22 protein-coding genes are annotated in these 19,604 nt (G+C 54.2%); 15 read left to right on the top strand and 7 right to left on the bottom strand.

Features of this window, described 5'->3' with window-relative positions; translation table 11 throughout:
* Positions 1 to 2 precede the first annotated feature (2 nt).
* The 6 genes from RHI63_RS10265 (at position 3) to RHI63_RS10245 (ending at position 3,813) form a co-directional block, all read left to right on the top strand.
* Positions 3 to 647 (top strand): pentapeptide repeat-containing protein, encoded by a 645-nt coding sequence (locus tag RHI63_RS10265; RefSeq protein ID WP_149819152.1) that lies wholly within the window; start codon positions 3 to 5, stop codon positions 645 to 647.
* 77 nt (positions 648 to 724) lie between these two features.
* Positions 725 to 922, top strand: coding sequence for a DUF454 family protein (locus RHI63_RS13115; RefSeq protein ID WP_206200076.1), 198 nt, complete (start codon positions 725 to 727; stop codon positions 920 to 922).
* Positions 919 to 1,254: a hypothetical protein gene (locus RHI63_RS10260; RefSeq protein WP_149819148.1), complete on the top strand. Its 336-nt coding sequence runs from the start codon at positions 919 to 921 to the stop codon at positions 1,252 to 1,254. The genes RHI63_RS13115 and RHI63_RS10260 overlap by 4 nt, the downstream gene beginning before the upstream one ends.
* A 203-nt stretch (positions 1,255 to 1,457) precedes the next feature.
* Positions 1,458 to 2,378, top strand: coding sequence for a bifunctional methylenetetrahydrofolate dehydrogenase/methenyltetrahydrofolate cyclohydrolase FolD (gene folD, locus RHI63_RS10255; RefSeq protein WP_310821559.1), 921 nt, complete (start codon positions 1,458 to 1,460; stop codon positions 2,376 to 2,378).
* A 10-nt stretch (positions 2,379 to 2,388) separates the two neighbouring features.
* Positions 2,389 to 3,312 (top strand): geranylgeranyl diphosphate synthase CrtE, encoded by a 924-nt coding sequence (crtE, locus tag RHI63_RS10250; protein ID WP_149819144.1) that lies wholly within the window; start codon positions 2,389 to 2,391, stop codon positions 3,310 to 3,312.
* A 51-nt stretch (positions 3,313 to 3,363) separates the two neighbouring features.
* Positions 3,364 to 3,813, top strand: coding sequence for a divergent PAP2 family protein (locus RHI63_RS10245; RefSeq protein WP_149819142.1), 450 nt, complete (start codon positions 3,364 to 3,366; stop codon positions 3,811 to 3,813).
* A 15-nt stretch (positions 3,814 to 3,828) separates the two neighbouring features.
* Here the strand turns inward: RHI63_RS10245 and RHI63_RS10240 are convergent, their stop codons facing one another.
* Positions 3,829 to 5,259, bottom strand: coding sequence for a mannose-1-phosphate guanylyltransferase/mannose-6-phosphate isomerase (locus tag RHI63_RS10240; RefSeq protein ID WP_310744516.1), 1,431 nt, complete (start codon positions 5,257 to 5,259; stop codon positions 3,829 to 3,831).
* Positions 5,260 to 5,404: 145 nt separating this feature from the next.
* Here RHI63_RS10240 and ndhO point away from each other — a divergent pair, with 145 nt between their 5' ends.
* From ndhO to RHI63_RS10215, 5 genes are all read left to right on the top strand, one after another.
* Positions 5,405 to 5,617 (top strand): photosynthetic/respiratory NAD(P)H-quinone oxidoreductase subunit O, encoded by a 213-nt coding sequence (gene ndhO, locus RHI63_RS10235; protein ID WP_181494778.1) that lies wholly within the window; start codon positions 5,405 to 5,407, stop codon positions 5,615 to 5,617.
* A 110-nt stretch (positions 5,618 to 5,727) separates the two neighbouring features.
* Entirely contained in the window at positions 5,728 to 7,083 is a 1,356-nt protein-coding gene (locus RHI63_RS10230; RefSeq protein ID WP_310821558.1) for a folate/biopterin family MFS transporter, read from the top strand.
* Positions 7,080 to 8,543 carry a carotenoid oxygenase family protein gene (locus RHI63_RS10225; protein ID WP_302678214.1) on the top strand — a complete coding sequence of 488 codons (1,464 nt, stop codon included), beginning with the start codon at positions 7,080 to 7,082 and terminating at the stop codon, positions 8,541 to 8,543. The genes RHI63_RS10230 and RHI63_RS10225 overlap by 4 nt, the downstream gene beginning before the upstream one ends.
* A 3-nt stretch (positions 8,544 to 8,546) precedes the next feature.
* Complete coding sequence (locus RHI63_RS10220; RefSeq protein WP_310743002.1) at positions 8,547 to 9,029, top strand: CYTH domain-containing protein; 483 nt, start codon at positions 8,547 to 8,549, stop codon at positions 9,027 to 9,029.
* A gap of 38 nt (positions 9,030 to 9,067) precedes the next feature.
* On the top strand, positions 9,068 to 10,249 hold the full coding sequence (locus RHI63_RS10215) for a M20 family metallopeptidase (protein WP_206200069.1): 1,182 nt from the start codon (positions 9,068 to 9,070) through the stop codon (positions 10,247 to 10,249).
* On the opposite strand, the gene RHI63_RS10210 is transcribed toward RHI63_RS10215, so the two are convergent.
* From RHI63_RS10210 to RHI63_RS10200, 3 genes are read right to left on the bottom strand one after another with little or no spacing between them, the layout of a single operon-like run.
* Positions 10,246 to 11,385: an LptF/LptG family permease gene (locus tag RHI63_RS10210; RefSeq protein ID WP_206200068.1), complete on the bottom strand. Its 1,140-nt coding sequence runs from the start codon at positions 11,383 to 11,385 to the stop codon at positions 10,246 to 10,248. The genes RHI63_RS10215 and RHI63_RS10210 overlap by 4 nt on opposite strands.
* A 3-nt stretch (positions 11,386 to 11,388) precedes the next feature.
* Positions 11,389 to 11,799 carry a hypothetical protein gene (locus RHI63_RS10205; protein ID WP_302677676.1) on the bottom strand — a complete coding sequence of 137 codons (411 nt, stop codon included), beginning with the start codon at positions 11,797 to 11,799 and terminating at the stop codon, positions 11,389 to 11,391.
* Entirely contained in the window at positions 11,799 to 12,821 is a 1,023-nt protein-coding gene (locus RHI63_RS10200; protein ID WP_310743001.1) for an ATP-binding cassette domain-containing protein, read from the bottom strand. The genes RHI63_RS10205 and RHI63_RS10200 overlap by 1 nt, the downstream gene beginning before the upstream one ends.
* 105 nt (positions 12,822 to 12,926) lie before the next feature.
* On the opposite strand from RHI63_RS10200, the gene RHI63_RS10195 reads away from it, so the two are divergent.
* From RHI63_RS10195 to RHI63_RS13185, 4 genes are all read left to right on the top strand, one after another.
* Positions 12,927 to 13,889: an HMA2 domain-containing protein gene (locus RHI63_RS10195; protein WP_206200065.1), complete on the top strand. Its 963-nt coding sequence runs from the start codon at positions 12,927 to 12,929 to the stop codon at positions 13,887 to 13,889.
* Positions 13,890 to 13,938: 49 nt separating this feature from the next.
* Positions 13,939 to 15,018, top strand: a complete 1,080-nt coding sequence (locus tag RHI63_RS10190) for a PIN/TRAM domain-containing protein (RefSeq protein ID WP_206200064.1) — start codon at positions 13,939 to 13,941, stop codon at positions 15,016 to 15,018.
* Positions 15,019 to 15,049: 31 nt separating this feature from the next.
* Positions 15,050 to 17,260, top strand: a complete 2,211-nt coding sequence (locus tag RHI63_RS10185) for a glycosyltransferase (protein ID WP_206200063.1) — start codon at positions 15,050 to 15,052, stop codon at positions 17,258 to 17,260.
* A gap of 142 nt (positions 17,261 to 17,402) precedes the next feature.
* On the top strand, positions 17,403 to 17,789 hold the full coding sequence (locus RHI63_RS13185) for an IS630 transposase-related protein (protein ID WP_206200062.1): 387 nt from the start codon (positions 17,403 to 17,405) through the stop codon (positions 17,787 to 17,789).
* Here the strand turns inward: RHI63_RS13185 and RHI63_RS10180 are convergent.
* From RHI63_RS10180 to RHI63_RS10170, 3 genes are all read right to left on the bottom strand, one after another.
* Positions 17,681 to 18,163, bottom strand: a complete 483-nt coding sequence (locus RHI63_RS10180; protein WP_310743000.1) for a hypothetical protein — start codon at positions 18,161 to 18,163, stop codon at positions 17,681 to 17,683. The genes RHI63_RS13185 and RHI63_RS10180 overlap by 109 nt on opposite strands.
* A complete protein-coding gene (locus RHI63_RS10175) occupies positions 18,160 to 18,984 on the bottom strand; it encodes a DNA-methyltransferase (RefSeq protein WP_399378998.1) in 825 nt (274 codons plus the stop codon). Before RHI63_RS10175 ends, RHI63_RS10180 begins: the two co-directional genes overlap by 4 nt.
* Before the next feature lie 247 nt (positions 18,985 to 19,231).
* Positions 19,232 to 19,585: a DUF1257 domain-containing protein gene (locus RHI63_RS10170; RefSeq protein ID WP_149819118.1), complete on the bottom strand. Its 354-nt coding sequence runs from the start codon at positions 19,583 to 19,585 to the stop codon at positions 19,232 to 19,234.
* Between the last annotated feature and the right edge of the window lie 19 nt (positions 19,586 to 19,604).

Below are 19,604 nucleotides of genomic sequence, written 5' to 3'. Positions count from 1 at the left end.
CCGTGGCCAATCCCCAACATCTTCAGCTTCTCAAGCAGGGGGTTACCGCTTGGAATCAATGGCGGGAGCAAAACAGTGATATTCGCCCTGATCTGGGACAAGCCGATCTCACTGGCGCCAATTTGGAGCTGTACAACCTCACCAATGCCAATCTTGATCAGGCAAATTTAGCGGGGGCGGATCTGCGCAACGCTTTGCTCAAGGATGCCTACATGGCTGGAGCAAACCTCTACATGAGTGACCTGATTGAGGCAGATTTGCAGGGGGCCTGTTTACAACGGGCTACCTTAGCGGGTGCTGATCTCTACAAGTCAAATATTGCCATGGCCGATCTGCGCCAAGCCAACTTGGTGGGCACGCTACTGCGGCGAGTGAGCCTAGTGGAAGCGACCCTTGCCTATGCCAACCTCACCCGTGCCAATCTCTTTCAGGCCAACCTGCACTTGGCCGATCTCAAGAGCGCAATTTTGCAAGAAGCGATTCTTGAAAGTGCCAGTCTCATTGAGGCGAACTTTGAATATGCGGTTCTCATTGCGGCCAAGATGTCGAAGGCCAATGCCCGCCGTGCCAACTTTAAGGGGGCAAACCTCTACAAAGCAGAAATGGACGGCATGGATCTGCGGGATGCGATTCTCGATAAAGCTTAGCACCAGCAACTTGTGAAAAGGCAAGGTTCAGGCTACGTTAGAGGTGAATCATCCTCGCCGATTGCAACTCGAAGGGAATGCCTGTGACTAAAAGCATCCGTAATACAGCACGTATGGTTCTTGGTGTGATTTTTGGAATTATTGGGGTTATCGGCTTTATTTTACCCCTCCTGCCAGGAACGCCATTTTTGCTGATAGCGGCAGCTTGTTTTAATTCTATGGAACCTGAGGAGGCCGCCAGTGCCCAAGGGAATGAATCGCCACCCGTGGCATGAAATACTTTTTCCTCACTGAGGGGTGGCAGATTGGCCGCGTGTGGGAACCCCAAGGCCTCTGGAATGAGCAAGCGTGGCGGCGATCGCCCGTGATCACCCGTACCTGCCTCTACATTCTAGAGGGGGAGGAAAAGCTCTGGCTGTACCAAGTGGAGGAGATGGTTCTCATGGTAGAAGTGAAGCCCAGCCATCCTGACCCGGCCTCAACCATTGGCCAAGTGGTGCTCAAGCGCCTGATGAGTGCGGAGGATGTGCTGACCTACCTGTGTACTACCCCTGCCATTGCCAAAATTCAAGTGGAGCGAACCTCCCCTTCGGGCGATCGCCCCTAGCGATTCTTAAGCCTTTGGCACAATTCGTTAACTCTTCTGGCGCAATTCCCTATCTGCGGTGGCTTAGCAGAGAGAACTTGATCAATGCTAGCCTTGGTGTTCCCTGTTTGAGGTAAACTAGTTCGATGTTGTTGCCAACCGATGGAAACGCATTCGGCAACTCAACCCTAGACTTTCGTGATTGATCAATTTTAAGGTGTCCTTTGGTTGCAAACTCCGCTGCCTGCCTTGATGGCAAATCCTTAGCCCAGTCCATTGAACGCCAGTTGGCTGATCATGTGCGGACGTTTCAAGCCCAGTGGGGGCGATCGCCTGGGTTGGCCGTGTTGCGGGTTGGTGATGATCCCGCCAGTGCCGTGTATGTCCGTGCCAAAGAACAAGCCTGTGGCCGCGTCGGGATTCAATCCTTTGGTGCCCATTTACCGGCCACCATTACAGAAGCGGATTTATTGGCCAGAATTACTGAGCTAAATCAGGACGAACGGGTGGATGGCATTCTGCTGCAATTACCCCTACCACCCCACCTTGATCCCTGTCCCCTGCTATACGCGATTCATCCGGATAAAGATGTGGATGGCCTGCATCCCGAAAATCTCGGTCGGCTCGTGCGCGATGAACCGGGACTGCGCAGTTGTACGCCTGCTGGAGTGATGCAGCTTTTGGTCGCCTATGGCATTGATGTTGCAGGTCGCTCGGCAGTGGTCGTGGGTCGCAGTATTTTGGTCGGCAAGCCCTTGGCCTTGATGTTACTCACTGCCAATGCAACGGTGACGATCGCCCACTCGCGCACCCGTGATCTTGCCAGTGTCACCCGTAGTGCTGAGATTTTAGTCACAGCGATGGGACAGCCGCGGCGGATTACTGCCGACATGATTCGGCCGGGGGCAGTGGTCATTGATGTCGGGATTAATCGCATTCAACGCCCCGACGGCAAATCGAGTCTCTGGGGCGATGTGGACTATGAGGCTGCCTGTGCTGTGGCCAGTTATATTACCCCTGTTCCGGGGGGCGTCGGTCCGATGACCGTTGCCATGTTGTTGCACAATACTGTATGGAGCTATTGTCGCCGTCACAACTGGCACCAGCCCCTGCTCTCGTTGACCTCTATGCCGCCCGCACCCTGAGGAGTTGTTCATGATTTCCGCTGATCCCCCCCAAGTCCATCCCGCCGGCACATTTGATCTCAAGGCCTACCTCAAAGAACGCCAAGCCCTTGTGGAAGCTGCCCTCGAAGCATCGATCCCCGTTGCCTACCCAGAGAAAATTTACGATGCGATGCGCTATTCACTGATGGCAGGGGGCAAACGGCTGCGCCCAATTCTCTGCTTGGCCACCTGTGAACTGATGGGGGGCACCGTGGAAATGGCCATGCCCACCGCCTGTGCCCTAGAGATGATCCACACGATGTCGCTGATCCACGATGATCTGCCGGCTATGGACAATGATGACTACCGTCGCGGCAAGCCCACAAATCACAAAGTCTATGGCGAAGATATTGCCATTCTGGCGGGGGATGGCTTACTGGCCTATGCCTTTGAATATGTGGTGGAACAAACGAAAAACGTGCCCGCAGAATATCTGCTGAAAATTGTGGCGCGGTTGGGGCATGCGGTGGCAGCAACGGGATTGGTGGGCGGTCAAGTGGTGGACTTGGAGTGTGAAGGGCAGCCGAACATTGGTCTAGAAACGCTGCACTTTATCCACTCCCACAAAACGGGGGCATTACTGGAGGCCTCTGTGGTTTCTGGGGCATTACTGACGGGGGCGAATGAATCTGATGTGGCTCGCCTGTCGCGCTATGCGGCAAATATTGGCTTGGCGTTCCAGATTGTGGATGACATTTTGGATATTACTTCGACCCGCGATGTCCTCGGTAAAACCGTTGGTAAAGATGTGGCCGCCCAAAAAATGACGTACCCGCGCCTGTGGGGTCTGGAAAAATCTCGCCAAGAGGCTGAACGCTTGGTGGCAGAGGCGAAGGCAGAGTTGGCTGTGTATGGGGCAGCCGCCGTTCCTTTGCAGGCGATCGCCGACTACATTACCAGCCGCAGTCATTAACGATCCCGAAGTGGGTTAGGATGGGCGCAGAGTTTGTCCTTGTCCGTAACCATGATGGACGGTCTTCGTGAGCTACTGGCTAACCATGTCCTCTGGGTCGCTTTCGCCGCCAGCGCGATCGCCCAAATGCTCAAGTTACTGATTGACATTGCCAAACACCGCAAGCTCAATTTCCGCGTTCTGGTGGAAACGGGGGGCATGCCCAGTTCCCATTCCGCCCTTGTTACTGCTTTGGCGACTGGGGTGGGGCTGCAGCGGGGCTGGGATAGCATTGAGTTTGCGATCGCCGTTGTCTTTGCCTGCATTGTCATGTACGATGCGGCCGGGGTGCGCCAAGCCGCTGGTAAACAAGCCCGCATTCTCAATCAAATTGTTGATGAATTTTTCCAAGATGGGCACGAATTGGCAGAAGCCCGCCTCAAGGAGTTATTGGGGCACACCCCCATTCAAGTCATCGTTGGTTCCGCCCTTGGGGTGGCGATCGCTTGGCTAGCGGTCTAAGGGTTTGCCCAGCGGTTATCGCCCTGTCTCGCGACCATAGCGATCCTCAAAGCGGACAATATCATCTTCGCCAAGGTAGGCTCCCGACTGCACTTCAATCATTTCAAGGGGAATTTTCCCCGGATTGGCCAAGCGGTGCACAGCGCCCACAGGGATATAGGTGGACTCATTCTCCGTCAGCAGAAACGTTTTGCCATTGCAGGTAACTTCCGCTGTACCACTGACAACAATCCAATGTTCTGCGCGGTGATGGTGCTGTTGCAGCGAAAGACTCGCCCCCGGCTTGACCGTAATCCGCTTCACTTGAAAGCGATGACCAGCATCAATCGCAGTGTAGTGCCCCCAAGGACGATAGACGACGGGATGGTTGTCCGCCTCCGGGCGCCCTTGCGCTTGCAGTTGCTCCACCACTTGTTTGACTTGTTGTGCTGCCTTCTGATGGGCAATGAGAACGGCATCGGCTGTTTCCACAACGATCAGATCGTCGACCCCCAGTAGGGTCACCAAGCGATGCTGACTGTGAACAAAGCACTCTTTGCTGCTATAGAGAAGGACATTGCCACGGCAACTGTTGCCAAATTCATCCTTGGGTGTCACCTCCCAGAGACTCGACCAAGACCCCACATCACTCCAGCCGCACTCTAGGGGCACTACCGCTGCTTTTTGCGTCTTTTCCATCACCCCATAGTCCACCGATAAACTGGGACACTGACTCAAGGGTGCTTTGGCCAAGCGGATAAAGTCCAAATCCTCCTGTCCCTCCCGCAGTGCCAAGCGGCAATGGTGCAAAATGTCTGGCTGCTGCTGTGCCAATTCTGCTAAGAAGCTCTGGGCGCGGAAGAGAAACATACCGCTATTCCAAAGGTAATGGCCATCCGCTAGATAAGCCTCTGCCGTTGCCAAATCGGGTTTTTCGACAAACTCTGCCACCCGATAGGTGTGGGCCTCACTGAGAGCTTCCCCCCGCCGAATGTAGCCGTAGCCTGTATGGGGAGAGGTGGGGGTAATGCCAAAGGTCACTAACCAGTCCTTGGTGGCGGGTGCAAGTGCCCGTTGTAGCCCCTGCTGAAAGGCGGCAACATCCTGAATTAAATGATCCGCTGGTAGCACCAAAAGAATGGCATCGGTGGCGAGGACTTCTGTGACGTAGAGCGCAGCAAGGGTAATCGCAGGAGCCGTATTGCGCCCCAAGGGTTCGAGCAAAATCCGCGTTGGTGTCACCCCTAGCTCTTGAAATTGTTCCGCTACAAGGAAGCGATGGGCGTCATTGGCCACCACCACTGGCGGTTGCACTTGGGGTAAACCCTGCAAGCGTTGCCACGTTTGTTGCAGCAGACTTGCGCCTTCGCTCGTTAAACGCATAAACTGCTTGGGATGGGCTTGGCGCGATAAGGGCCAAAGGCGACTGCCTGATCCCCCGGATAGAATCACTGGAATACAGTTCATTGCAAGGCTTCCTGAAATCTAGTTAGTGCAACGCTTAAGCGTAGTTTAGCCGCAGTCAGTCTATCTTGATTGCTTGATTGAATTGCTTGATTTATTTGCATTAAGCGATCCCCTACAATGAGGAACGATTTCTGTGGAGTGTGCTATGGCGATTAAAAAGGGAGATTTGGTAAAGGTCGTTGCTGAAAAATTGGCCAACAGTGTTGAGGCCTTGGCCAGTGATCATCGCTATCCCCCCTATCTCTTTGAGGGACGGGGTGAGGTGGTGGAGATTCGCGGTGACTATGCGCAGATTAAATTTCCAGTGCCCACCCCTACAGTTTGGCTGCGCCTCGATCAACTGGAGGTTGCCAAATAACCGCCATTAGGGTCTCTTGCGAGTCTAGGAGCCAATGAAGAGTACCCGTGTTAGCAATTTTCAGCTTGTCTGGATATGATGGAGGCAATGCTGTTGCTTAACATTTGGTAATGTTAGTTCAACCTTCGCAACCTCAACGCTGGTTTCAGTGGCTCAAGGAGACGCTCCTTTTTGGGCAAGAACCCAGTGGCGAACTCTTAGCCATTTTGCTGGTGTATTTTGTCCAAGGGGTGTTGGGCTTAGCACGGCTGGCCATTAGCTTTTTCTTTAAGGATGAGTTGGGGCTGTCGCCAGCGGAAGTGGCAGCATTAATGGGTGTGGCTGCGCTGCCTTGGGTCATTAAGCCGGTGTTTGGCCTCATTTCTGATAGTGTGCCGCTTTTGGGATTTCGTCGCCGTTCCTATCTTGTCCTGTCGGGCTTGCTGGGCTGTGGGGCGTGGTTGAGCTTGGGGACGTGGGTGGCTACCCCTTGGCAGGCAACGGCAGCGATTCTCGCAGCCTCGATCGCGATCGCCCTCAGTGATGTGATTGTCGATTCACTGGTGGTGGAACGGGCACGCCAAGAATCGGCGACTGAAATGGGAACGCTGCAATCCCTAAGCTGGGCAGCGACTGCCGTGGGAGGCATCCTCACCGCTTACTTTAGTGGCCAACTGTTGCAGTGGTTTAGTCTGCGTACAGTATTTCAAATTACAGCAATATTTCCGCTCTTGATGTCGGGGGTTGCGTGGGTGATCGCCGAAGCACGGGTTACGGCTCGGCCTCAACTGCGTCAGACTTGGGAGCACATCAACCGTGTGCGCCAAGCAATGATGCAAAAACGGATTTGGTTGCCGGTGGCGTTTCTCTTCCTCTGGCAAGCCACCCCCGGCTCGGAATCAGCCTTCTTTTTCTTCACAACGAATGAATTGGGCTTTGAGGCGGAGTTTTTGGGGCGGGTGCGCCTTGTCACTAGCATCGCCTCCCTCTTGGGGGTGTGGATTTTCCAGCGCTACTTGAAAACGCTGCCCATTCGTACCATTTTTTTCTGGAGCACGATTCTCTCAGCCCTTTTGGGACTCTCTAGCTTGATTTTGGTCACCCACCTCAATCGCCAATGGGGCATTAGTGACCAGTGGTTTAGCTTGGGGGATAGCCTCATTTTGGCAGTTATGGGGCAGATTGCCTTTATGCCGGTACTCGTGTTGGCGGCGCGGCTGTGTCCGCCGGGGATTGAGGCCACCCTCTTTGCGCTGCTGATGTCCATTAGCAACCTTGCCAATCTGGTCTCCCATGAGTTGGGGGCACTGCTGACCCACTGGCTGGGGATTACCGAGCATAACTTCGATCGCCTCTGGTTGCTGGTGCTCATTACCAACCTGAGTACGCTATTGCCCCTACCCCTGTTGAACTGGTTGCCGCAGCAGGTGCCGGCGCCCGCCTCTCAATCCTCTGTCACTGTTGAGTTGGAGCCAAGTGTCTCATGACTGGAGTTTTAGATCGCCCCTACACGATGGCGGATTGGCGGGGGGGGACCGAATCTCTCACCCAAGAATATGACTATTGGATTGAGGATGTCGAAGGTACGGTGCCCACGGATTTGGTGGGAACGCTCTACCGCAATGGCCCTGGACGGTTGGAGCGCGGGGGAGTGCCCTTAGCCCATCCCTTTGATGGCGACGGCATGATCTGTGCTTTTCGCTTTGAGAAGGGACGGGTGCATTTTCGCAATCGCTACGTGCGTACCGCCGGATTTTTGGCGGAGGAAAAGGCCAATCGCCTTCTCTATCGCGGTGTCTTTGGCACCCAAAAACCGGGGGGCTGGCTGGCCAATTTCCTCGATATTCGGGTCAAAAACATTGCCAATACCCATGTGATCTATTGGGGGGGCAAATTACTGGCGCTCTGGGAAGCCGGTCTGCCCTACTGCCTTGACCCTGTGACCCTAGAAACCATTGGCCTCGACAACCTAGGGGGTCTCCTCAAGGAGAGGGATGCCTTTGCAGCGCATCCCCGCTTTGATCCTCAGACGCAGCGGCTCGTGAATTTTGGTGTCAAGCCCGGCCTCAGCACCCGCATTACACTCTATGAATTTGATGCCAGTGGTCAGTGTGTCTCGCAACCCGTATTTCAGATTCCGGGGTTTGCTTTTATCCATGACTTTGCCCTGACCCCCAACTACGCCATTGTCTTTCAAAATCCAGTGCGGTTAAATCCGCTGCCCTATCTGCTGGGACTGCGGGGCGCTGCCCAGTGCATTCAATTCCATGCGCAGGAACCGACACGGGTTTGGCTGCTGCCTCGTCGGGGTGGGACTCCCCAGATGTTGACGATGCCCGCCTGTTTTGTCTTTCACCATGCCAATGCCTACGAAGCTGGGGATGAAATTCATGTGGAGTCCATTGCCTACAGCCACTTTCCCAATCTCGAACCGGGCATGGATTTTCGGGAGGTGAATTTTGCGGCGCTGCCCTCAAGCCTGCTGTGGCGGATTCAATTGAACCCCAAAACCAAGGCGGTGGATTGGCAAGTGGTGAGCGATCGCCCCTGTGAATTTCCCGTAGTGCATCCGGCCAAGGTGGGGCAACCCTATCGCTACACCTATTTGGCGGCAGGGCATGATCCGAAAACCAATGCGCCTCTCCAGGCTCTGTGGCGGTGCGATCGCCAGACGGGCGAGGAACAATTTTGGTCGGCGGCGCCGCGTGGCTTTGCCAGTGAACCCATTTTTGTCCCGCGGGGTCTGCAAAAGGGTGACTTTCTCTGGCAGGGTGCCCAAGGGGAAGAAGATGGCTGGCTTTTGCAGGTGGTGTATGATGCCAGTTGCCACAAATCGCAGTTACTCATCTTTGATGCGGCAGCCATTAGCGCCGGGCCAGTGGCACGATTGCGCTTGAAACACCACATTCCCTATGGTCTCCACGGTTCATTTACCACAGCGGTCTAGGCAATGGGCATCGAAATTGAGCGCAAGTTCCTTGTCATAGGCGAAGAATGGCGATCGCTGGTCACAAGTGTGTCCCAATTTGCCCAAGGCTACCTGTCCACAGTTCCTGAGCGCACGGTGCGGGTGCGTCTTGCGGGGGAGGAGGCATGGATCACGATCAAGGGCAAAGCCAGCGGTGGCCAACGCCGTGAGTATGAGTATGCTATCCCCATTGCTGATGCAAGGGAACTCCTCGCGGAATTGTGCCTACAACCCATCATCCAGAAAAACCGCTATCGTATTCCAGCGGGTGATCTGTGTTGGGAAGTGGATGAATTTACTGGCGCCTGTACTGGCCTGATTTTGGCAGAAATTGAATTGCCCCGTGCTCACTATCCCCTGACTCTACCCCCTTGGATTGGCCTTGAGGTGACCGACGACCCCCGCTATACCAATGCCTACTTAGCGGAGCACCCCTATCAGGAGTGGGCAACCGGCAATTCCTGAGATTCGATAGGATACAAAAATATCGCCACGGCTGCGCTATGCTTGCTCGGATTCGCCAGATTACCCAAACCCTCACCCCCCGTCTCATTGAAATTCGTCGCCATCTGCACCGCTACCCCGAATTGAGTGGTCAAGAACATCAAACGGCTGCCTACGTGGCGGGGGTACTTTCCTCCGCCGGCTTAACCGTACAGCAGGATGTGGGCAAAGTGGGGGTGATTGCGGAACTGGCGGGGAATCCTAAAAAACAGCGGCTCTTGGCCATTCGCGCCGATATGGATGCCCTGCCGATTCAAGAGCGCACTGGACTCGAGTTTAGCTCAAAACATAGCGGGGTGATGCACGCCTGTGGTCACGATGTCCACACCACGGTGGGTCTGGGCACGGCAATGGTGTTAGCAGCCCTCAAGGAGGAGTTCCCCGGCCGGGTGCGGTTTATTTTTCAACCAGCGGAAGAAATTGCCCAAGGGGCGAGTTGGATGATTGCCGATGGCGCTATGAAAGAGGTGAGTGCCATTTTGTCGCTCCATGTGTTTCCCACCATTCCAGCGGGGGAAGTAGCGGTACGCTATGGGGCGTTGACGGCGGCTGCCGATGACATTGAGTTAACGATTTTGGGAGAATCGGGCCACGGTGCCCGCCCCCATGAAGCGGTAGATGCGATTTGGATTGCCGCTCAAGTGATCAGTGCTTTGCAACAGGCCATTAGCCGCACGCAGAATCCCCTGCGACCCGTGGTGGTCACCTTTGGCAAAATTCAAGGGGGACGGGCTGCCAATGTCATTGCCGATCAGGTGACGCTTCAGGGAACGGTGCGATCGCTCCATCCAGAAACCCGTGCCACCCTCCCGACCTGGATTGAGCAAATTGTGGCCAATGTCTGCCATGCCTACGGTGCCCGTTACCAACTCCACTATCGGCGGGGCGTACCGGGGGTGGAAAATACGCCCTACCTATCGCAACTGCTGGCGGAGGCGGCGACTGATGTGGTGGGTGCCCCCCATGTGCATATTTTGCCGGAACCGTCCCTTGGGGCAGAGGATTTTGCCCTGTACCTAGAGCATGCCCCCGGTGCGATGTTTCGCCTTGGGGTGGGGTTTCGCGATCGCCCCAACTATCCCCTGCATCACCCGGAGTTTGATGTCGATGAACAAGCTATCCCTGTGGGCGTGATGACCCTTGCCCATGCGGCCTGTCGCTATTGGCAGATTCCCTACTAGTGCCGATTGGCGTGGTAGAGCATGCCGAGGGCGATCGCGCTGACGACAACCTTCGGTAACCAACTGGCCACGATGGGCGACACTGCTCCCCCCTCGCCAAAGGCGGTGAAAATAAAGGCAGCAACGTAATAGCCAAAAATAATCGCCACACTGAGACCAAAGGCACGCCCCTGTCCTTGGCGAGGAGAACTGATGCCCAAAACGGCACCGACAACGGCAAAACTCAGGCACAAAACGGGAAGGGAGAGCTTTTCCTGCAACTGCACCCGCCACTGCCGCAGACGTTTGGCATCGCCACTTTCCGCCAAAACTTGCAAGTACTGATAGATTTCGCGGCTGGTCATAAACTCTGGTGCCCGCGTTTCCATGGCCAAATCAAGGGGAGTGCGGGGGTAGGCAAATGTTCGTTCTGAGAAGGTCTCGGCCACGTCATAGTCGCGATCGCGGGTCAGGTGGTGGTAGGTGCCCTGCCGAAACAGCCACGCCGAACCCTGCCACTGGGCTTCCTGCGCCGTAATAATTTCTCGCAATTGCCCCTGCTCAAAGTTCAACACCGTCACTTGACCCATGACCTCGCCATCAAAACGATGGGCAAAAAAGAGTTGCTGAAGCTGCCCCCCAGCAAAACGACGGTAGAAGATATTGCGGGTTTGAAAGGTAGGTTGGGGGCGTTGAATCGCCACTTCCAAGGTCTTGATGGCGCGGTAGGCCATGGGGGGAGCCACCAGTTCATTGAGGGCAAAGGTAAAGAGCAAGGCACAGAACCCCGCTAGGAGCGCCGGTCGCACTAAACGCAGCGGACTCACCCCACAGCTTTTGCAAGCAATCAGTTCACTACGACGGGAGAGTTGACTATAGGCAAGGAGCGAACCAAAGAGCATCGCCATGGGAATGCCCAGCACCGCAAAGGTGGGCAAACGCAGAAAAAAGACTTGAAGGGCACTGAGGATGCCAAGGTTGTGCTCCACCATATTGCGAATGAGGTAGAACACTGTACCAATAACGGCAGCGATCGCCGTAAAAATGCCAAAACCAAAGACAAAGGGGCGAATCATCTCCCGCAGAATATAGCGATCCAACAGGGAGAATCGCGGCTGCCAAGGCATCTTCTCAAGGGATCGGGCGATCGCCAGCATCTTTTATAGTCCCAAGCGGGGTTTTGCCAACTTCCAATAACGAAAGAATCGCTTCAAATCGGCATTGGCAGGTAACGTGACAAAGGGTTCTGGCTCTAGGATCTCCACTGGATAGGCCAATTGCTGACAAATGGCGCGAAAGCGAGGGCTAGGACTGGCCATTGTTACCACGCGATCGCCCCCGTGCACCTCAACAAAGGCATTCACCAAGGGAGCGACCTCACCCCGGTACATTGCCACGGGGAGATCCAGCAGGCACTCATAGAGAAAGACCAGCCGCTTCAGGCGAATTTGCCACTCCTTGAGGAGCGCTACATCCCAAACAAAAATGGCCGGCGCGTGGGGATAGCGGTCAAAGATGGGCGCCGTGGGGTCGAGGCAGTCTCCATGAACCCAAAGAATTGGCTGCCCCATTAGCGTTGCATGGCCTCTTTTTTCAACTGTTTGCTGTCCCGCTGCGCCGCTGCTGCCAAGTCGGCATCCAAGAGGGTTTGACCCGTGGCGGCCAAATAGACATCATCTAAACTGGGTCGTGACTGCGCCACGCTAAAGAGGGGGAGTCCTGCTTCCTCTAGCGCCCTTCTAATGGCTGCGATCGCCACAGCCGCATCTGTGACCACCAGATTCAAGGAGTTGCCTTGGTTGGCATTAATCAGCGCCGATTTCACGCAGTCCAATTGACTGAGAAGGGTCTGGGCCATTTGTGCCTCTTGACGCGGTGTAAATTCTCGTACCCGCAACGTGACGCGATCGCCCCCAATATTGGCCTTGAGTTCCTCAGGCGAACCGCTGGCAATGACGCGCCCTTTATCCAGAATCGCCAAGCGATCGCTAAGGAGATCCACTTCCTCAAGGTAGTGGCTGGTCAAGATAATCGTCAGTCCTTGAGCCTTGAGATCCCGCAGCACATCCCAAATCACTTGGCGACTTTCAATGTCGAGGCCTACGGTGGGTTCATCCAAGACAAGCACTTGGGGTTGATGCAGTAGTCCTGCTGCGAGATCAAAGCGTTTGCGAATGCCACCCGAGTAGGTACCACATTGGCGATCGCGCCATTCCAATAAATCCAACCGTGCCAGCACTGCTTCAATGCGCTCTGGAATCAGGGCAGGGGGAATGTGGTACAGCGCCGCCTGTAATTCTAGAAATTCCTGACCCGTGAGGATTTTATCAAGCGCCACCTCTTGAGCCACATAGCCTAATTTTTGGCGCACTAAATGAGGTTGGTGGAGAACCGAAAGACCACAGACTTCCAATACCCCAGCATCCGGTCGCGAGAGGGTACACAGACAGCGCAGTGTTGTCGTTTTCCCTGAGCCATTTGGCCCCAGCACCCCAAAAATTTCCCCTTGATGGGCGCTAAAGGAGACATCGGCCACCGCTGTAATGGAACCGTAGGACTTCTTGAGATGTTCGACCTTTACCGTGGCTGTCATGGTCATTCACTCTGTGTGTGATTCCCTTAACATTTTGACAGATCTTCCTCCTTACTTTGGTGCGCGTGCTACAACGGCAACTAGAGCCTATTGGGTGGGTTTCCCATGGCCACTGCCGAAACTGCGCCGATTGCCGAAGTCATGCACCTCACGGGCGATCGCCTGCGATTGCGGATTCAAGAACTGAAAACGGATGCTGCCTTTCGCGATTCCCTGAGTGCCTATCTGAAAACCCTCCAAGGGATCAAATCTGTTCACGTTAACCCCCTTGCCGCCTCAATTACCATTGAGTATCACCTCGAGCAAATCACGCCCCTACAACTGTTGGCGGCCATTCAATTTTGGGGGGATGTCCAGATCATTGGCCAAGGCAATAAGGGCTTGCAAAACCTCACCCGCGCCTTTGATCTCGAACCTGAAGAGGTGGGCAACAAACTCACCTCCATGGGCGGATTTCTCATGGGCGGCTACGTGGGCGATATTCTTGGTGGCATGGTGGGGGGAACGGCGGGTGGCCTGTTTATGGGGCCTGCGGGTGCGGTCATGGGGGTGCAAGTGGGCACCTTTGTTGGCGGTGTGATTGGTGCGCGATTAGGGATGGAAGCCACGGAGCAAATCACCCAACTGCAATTTACTGCCCTTGAGGCAACGCCGGAACGGGTCGCGAAAGCCTTGGAGATTCACAGCGGTGACAAAATCGGGGGTACCGCCGGTGAAATTGCTGGCGGTTTGGCAGGGCAAGTGGTCTTGGGGCCTGTGGGCGAAACCGTCGGGCGCGTAGTGGGCAATATGGTTGGTTCGCAACTGGGGGAAGATCTCGGGCGACAGTTGGCGGCGCCATCCCCTGAGGAACCTCCTCCCCCATCCCTGCATCTTTTTCTAGAGTGGTGGGTGAAAACCAGTCAAACCTTCACTAAGGAAACGCTATGGGCGACCCTCGGTGGTATGGTAGCACGGGCCATTCTGGGGCCTCAAGCCGAAGCTGAGGGCATCCGAGCCGGTACCCGCATTAGTCGCCATCTCGATATGCAGCAGCCCAACACCGCAGCAAAAGAGAAAAAAGTATAATCCTAAAGTAATGGCCTATGGAGATGTCCAGCGCGACAGGAGCGAACTAATGCTCGATACCATCTTACTCCTCATTATCGTCGTGATGGGAATTGCCGTTGGCTTCAACAGCATTGACCTCCTCCCAGAAACAGTTCTTGCTCAAGTGGCCAATGTGCGGGGATTGCAGTGGGTCATGGCTGGCTTTGGCACCATCGTTGGCATTGCCCTTGGTTTATTGTTGCAGTCCCTTTACCATCGTCTTGAGCGCAGTATCCGCCAATTGCCCCCAGAAACGCTCTTGTCGCGAGCCGTGGGTCTGGTGGTAGGGTTGCTCTTGGCCAACTTGATGCTGGCACCGATTTTCCTGTTGCCCATTCCCAAAGATTTTTCCTTTATTAAACCCCTGATTGCTGTTCTCACCAGTATTGTCTTTGCCTATTCGGGAACCACCTTGGCCGATAGTCACGGGCCTGCCCTGCTGCGGTTAATTAACCCCAATGCCGTTGCCAGCAGTCTCTTGGCTGAGGGGATGCTCAAACCTGCCCGAGCAAAGGTACTGGACACCAGTTGCATTATTGATGGCCGCATTGAGGCACTGTTGAATCTCGGGGTACTCGAAGGGCAAATCATTGTGCCCCAGTTTGTGCTTCAGGAGCTGCAACTCATTGCCGATGCGGGGAATGAGCAAAAACGGATTCGCGGTCGGCGGGGTCTCGATGTTCTCAATCGTCTCCAAGCCAGTTTGGGCGATCGCATTGTCATTCACTCCGCAGACTATCCAGAATTAACAACGGTGGATGCCAAGCTGGTGCGCCTGTGCCAAGAGATCAATGGCACCCTTGTCACCAATGATTTGAATCTCAACAAAGTTGCCCGCTTCCAAAAAGTGGATGTCTTTAACGTCAACGAGTTAGCGCAAGCCCTGCGCCCCATCTACCTCCCCGGCGATACGCTGGAGTTGAAGATTCTCAAGGAAGGGAAAGAACCAGCGCAAGGGGTGGGCTACCTTGAGGATGGCACGATGGTGGTTGTCGAAGAGGGGGTGGATCACATTGGCGATCAGTTGTCGGTGGTTGTGACCAGTGCCCTGCAAACCTCGGCAGGCCGCATGATTTTTGCTCGCCTGCAAATGCCGACGATGGCCTAAATTTCCTCTTTTTCCCCTAGGGGGTCTCCTTATGACCCATGAGCCACCCAAGCCCACTTCCCCCCCGCAACTGGTTTCACCGTGGGTCTGGGGTCTTTTTGTTTTCAGCATCCTATTCCTCTTTGGTGTGCTGTTGGCGACGGTGTGGCGACCGACGCTCTTTCCCGTTGATTTAGTGAATCCCGATCAGTTGCGGCCTCTGCCTGACCTCCTGCAGATGCCCACCGATGATTTAAGCGTGTGGTGGCCCATTGTCCTTGCAGCAGTGATGGCAGTTGCCCTCAATTTTATTCCCAGCAATAATGTTAGCCGCCTGATCATTCGCTTCATTGTTATTCTCTTTGGCTGCCGCTATCTGGTGTGGCGGGGCTGGGTGACGCTCAATGATGCCCACTGGTTGAGCTTTACTGCCAGTATTGGCTTCTATGGTCTTGAGGTGCTCTACTTTTTCACCTATTTGCTTTACTTCTATCAGACGGCATGGCTGACGACCGCATGGCGATCGCGACAGGCCAATTACTATCAGCAGGCGGTTCTCAGTGGTGAATACTGCCCCAGTGTGGATATTTTCATTCCCACCTATAATGAGCCTCCCTATATTTTGCGGCGGACGATTGTGGCCTGTCAGGCGATCAACTACCGAAATAAAAGCATCTATGTCCTCGATGATGGTCGGCGATCGGAAATTGCGGATCTCTGTGAGCATCTGGGGGTCAACTATCTCACCCGTCCCACCAATGAGCACCGCAAAGCAGGGAACCTCAACCATGCCCTGAAATACACCACTGGTGAACTGATTGCTGTTTTTGATGCCGACTTTATTCCGTTTCAGAACTTCCTGAGCCGCACCGTGGGCTTCTTTCAAGATGATCACGTGTCCATGGTGCAGACCCCCCAGCACTTCTTTAACCCTGACTACCACTCCCAAAACCTTGGCATTGAGTTCATGATGCCCGGCGATATGGAGTACTTTTTTGGCTTTATTCAGCCGGGGCGGGACTTTGGCAACGCCATCATTTGCTGTGGCACCTCCTATGTGGTGCGCCGCCGTGACCTAGAAGCCGTAGGCGGATACTACACCCGCTGTGTGGTCGAGGATTTCCAAACGGGAACCAAAATGCAGATCGCTGGTTATCGCCTCGTTTACCTCAATGAAATCCTCAGCATGGGGGAGTCTCCTCGCAACTTCCAAGATCATCTGGAGCAACGGCTGCGCTGGCTACAGGGGAATATGCAAATCTATTTCTGTGGTAATGATCTCCCCATTTGGTCAAAGCTTTCTTGGTTTCAGCGCAGTTGCCACCTCTCGCTGCTGTTGCACAACATCAATCCCTTTACCCGCACCTGCTTTCTCATTGGTCCGTTTTTGAGCCTAATGACAGGCATCTCCTTAACGGTGGCGACATTGGGTGAGTACCTTTTCTATGCCCTGCCCTACACGCTGTTAGTAATTGCCACCTTTAGCTGGGCGACAGAAGGGCGGTATTTTTCCCTCTGGGGTGAAGTCTATGAGGTGACCTTTGCCTTTCCGGGGATGGTGCAACTGATTAAAATCCTCCGCAATCCCTTCGGTAAAATTGGCAGCATTGTCACTAATAAGGGCACCCTCTCCAATCGGAAGCGGTTGAATTTACGCTATACATGGCCGCTCGCAGTATTTGTGATTGCAGTCGGAGTGGGCATCTTTATCCGCTATGGGGGTTACTGGCTCCATATCTGGCCACCAATGGAGTATGAACGGGCGGGTTTAGAGGTGATGCTGGCTTGGACGCTCTACAACGCCTTTATTGCCTTGATTGCGGTTCTGTCCTCCATTGATCAGCCCACCCGCCGTCAGAGCGATCGCTTTCCCGTTTGCACTGTATGTCGTTTCCAACTGGGGGATCAAACCTACTGGGGCTATACCCGCGATGTGTCGGAGACTGGTGCTGCCCTATTGCTGACCGCAGGGCGTTTTATCGAAGCCCAAAGAGATACCGTCGGCACGCTGACCTTTTTGGAACAGGACTTTAGCGTCACCGCAGCCGTGGTTCGTACCCGCACTGAAGAGGAGCGGTGCTGCATTTACCTGCGGTTTTTAGAGGTCAGTGATGAGGCACAGCGGCACCTCGTACAACTGCTCTATGGTGGCCTCACATGGTGGCACAAACCCAAAGCCCCCAATGGCCTAGATGCCTTTTGGCCAATGTTGATTCGTCTCTTCGACTTTCGATCGCTCTTTAGCCTCTATAGCAATAATTGACCGATAGGCTCATAGCTCAAAAATTTGCCCTAGGGGAAAATAAAAGTTTGGCAATAGGGGAGATGTCAACGTATAGCTATAGCTGTTTCCAAAGGGAGTGAGATATTTTCAAGAGGCATAGGCTATACTCAAAGCGTCATGAATGTTACTCAAGAATATGAGCTATAGCTTGGACTTACGAGAGCGGGTTGTCTCCTATATCAAGCAAGGTGGCAAAATCAGTGAAGCGACTCAAATTTTTCAGGTGAGCCGCGCCACTATCCATCGCTGGCTGAAGCGAGACGACTTAGCCCCCACAGTTGTCCCCCGTCGTCCTTGGAAGCTGGATTGGGCGGCCTTAGCAGCCGATGTTGCTGCCCATCCCGATGACCGTTTAATCGACCGTGCCCAGCGATTTGGCGTTCAAGTTTCCACCATTAGTTATGCCCTCGACCAGATGGGCATCACCCGCAAAAAAAACAGATACGTTACCAAGAACGGTGTGAGGCAGAGCGACAAGCGTATCAACAGCAGCTCGACACATGGGTAGAGAGTCACGGCGAGGAAACGGTGGTGTATATTGACTAGCCAAGGCTGCTCACTGATCGGGGTGATTCCTTGAATGACATTAGCGGTAATTCCCAATTCCCGTGTCAAAATTTGCGGCACGATCGCGATCGGATCCTGATCCGACCCTACTCTGCCACCGGGAAAATCCACCGTAACTCGCTGAACCCCCACCCGAAAGGTTAGCGGCAGGCAGATTAAATCCTTCCCTTGCAGCGGCAGGACAATCACCGAGTCCGCCTTTTCTACCCGCCAGTATTCTAGGGTTTCACCTGTGTCCGTCAACCACTTCTCGGCAATCAAGGTCACCCACTTGGATTGAATGCGTACCCGTTCATCGAGCGATCGCCAATTCACTGTTGCCACTCCTCAGGAACTTGGGCTATTTTCTCATGCCCTGTGGGGGCGTAGACCGGTCTGCCGAGGGGACGGTAGGGCAGGGTGCCATTTTCATAGGCCTGAATCCGCTGGCGAGCAATGTTGACATAAGTGGGTTCCTTTTCACAGCCCATCGCCCGCCGATTGTGCATTAGGGCAGCCAAGAGGGATGATCCCACCCCCATATAGGGGTCAAAGACCCAATCCCCTTCATGGCTGAGGGCGAGAACGCACCGCTCCACTAACTCAATGGGAAACTGGCAGGGATGCAATGTTTTTTCAGGATGATTGGACTTGACATTGGGAATATCCCACACCAGTTCTTGCCAATCCTGAAGAACGATTTCCCAGACATCGGATGGATTTTTGCCCAAGGGATTGCCCGAGGGTTTGCCCTTATTGGGACCTTTGAAATGGCGTTTCCCCGGATATTTGGCTGGAATACGCACGGCATCCAAATTAAAGATGTAGTGATCGGACTTCGTGAACCAGAGAATCGTTTCATAGCGGCCAGAAAAGCGCTTTGTGGAATGGAGACCATGGCCAAATTTCCAGATGATGCGATTGCGCAGCTTCAAACCCAACCGCTTGAACAGGGGATAAAACAAAATATCCAAGGGATACACCTCTCCCCCTTGAACAAAATTCCCCACTTGCCAGCACAAACTTCCCTCTGGCCGCAGCACTCGATATAGCTCGGCAATCACTTGGCTTTGGCTTTGGAGATAGTCCTCAATCGCCACCGGCGTTTCATAGGCCTTGCCGAGGTTGTAGGGCGGCGACGTAAAGATGAGCGTCATGGCCTTATCCGGCACCTGACGAATCACCTCACAGACATCTCCACTGGCAACGACTAGCTTAGCCTCTGGAGAAAAACGCTCTTGAATGTGCTGGCCAGAACTCAATAACTATAAGCCATCCTTCCCTGTACCGCCAAAATACCATATTCGTAATCCTGAGATAAAAAAAGAGGCCGACCCCTAGGGAGTCAGCCAGCGGATTACTTGGGAACGCGCGCTAGACAGTACAAAGCAATTGGCAACAGGATTAGCTATGCACCACAAGCTTGACGTTGGCGTTCTGAAGGCCAGGACGCTTCACCTCAGCCAAGGTTTTGTTGATGGCATATTTTTGGTTGATCGAGTTGATCAGCTCCGTTTGGTTGTGTTTTTTGGCCACACCCCAGAGGTCAGCAATCAGATCAAAGGTGCCATCAGCATTGCGAGACCAGCCCAGATCATACTCGCCATCGAGGACAGCGACGATGTCAGAGCGAACACGTTGGCCATTGTAGCCACGCACATCGGCATTGGTTTTCACCGTAATGCCCAGATCCCGCAGGGACGCTTTCAAGATTTCAGCATCGGTAATTTTCGTACGCAGGGTGCTGAAGTGAGACATGTGGATTTCCTCCAGATTG

The organism is Thermosynechococcus sp. GLH187 (assembly GCF_031583395.1).
In the GTDB taxonomy this organism is placed as follows: Bacteria; Cyanobacteriota; Cyanobacteriia; order Thermosynechococcales; family Thermosynechococcaceae; genus Thermosynechococcus.
Note: the sequence above shows the minus strand (reverse complement) of the source record. Positions and strands in the feature narration are given on the sequence as shown.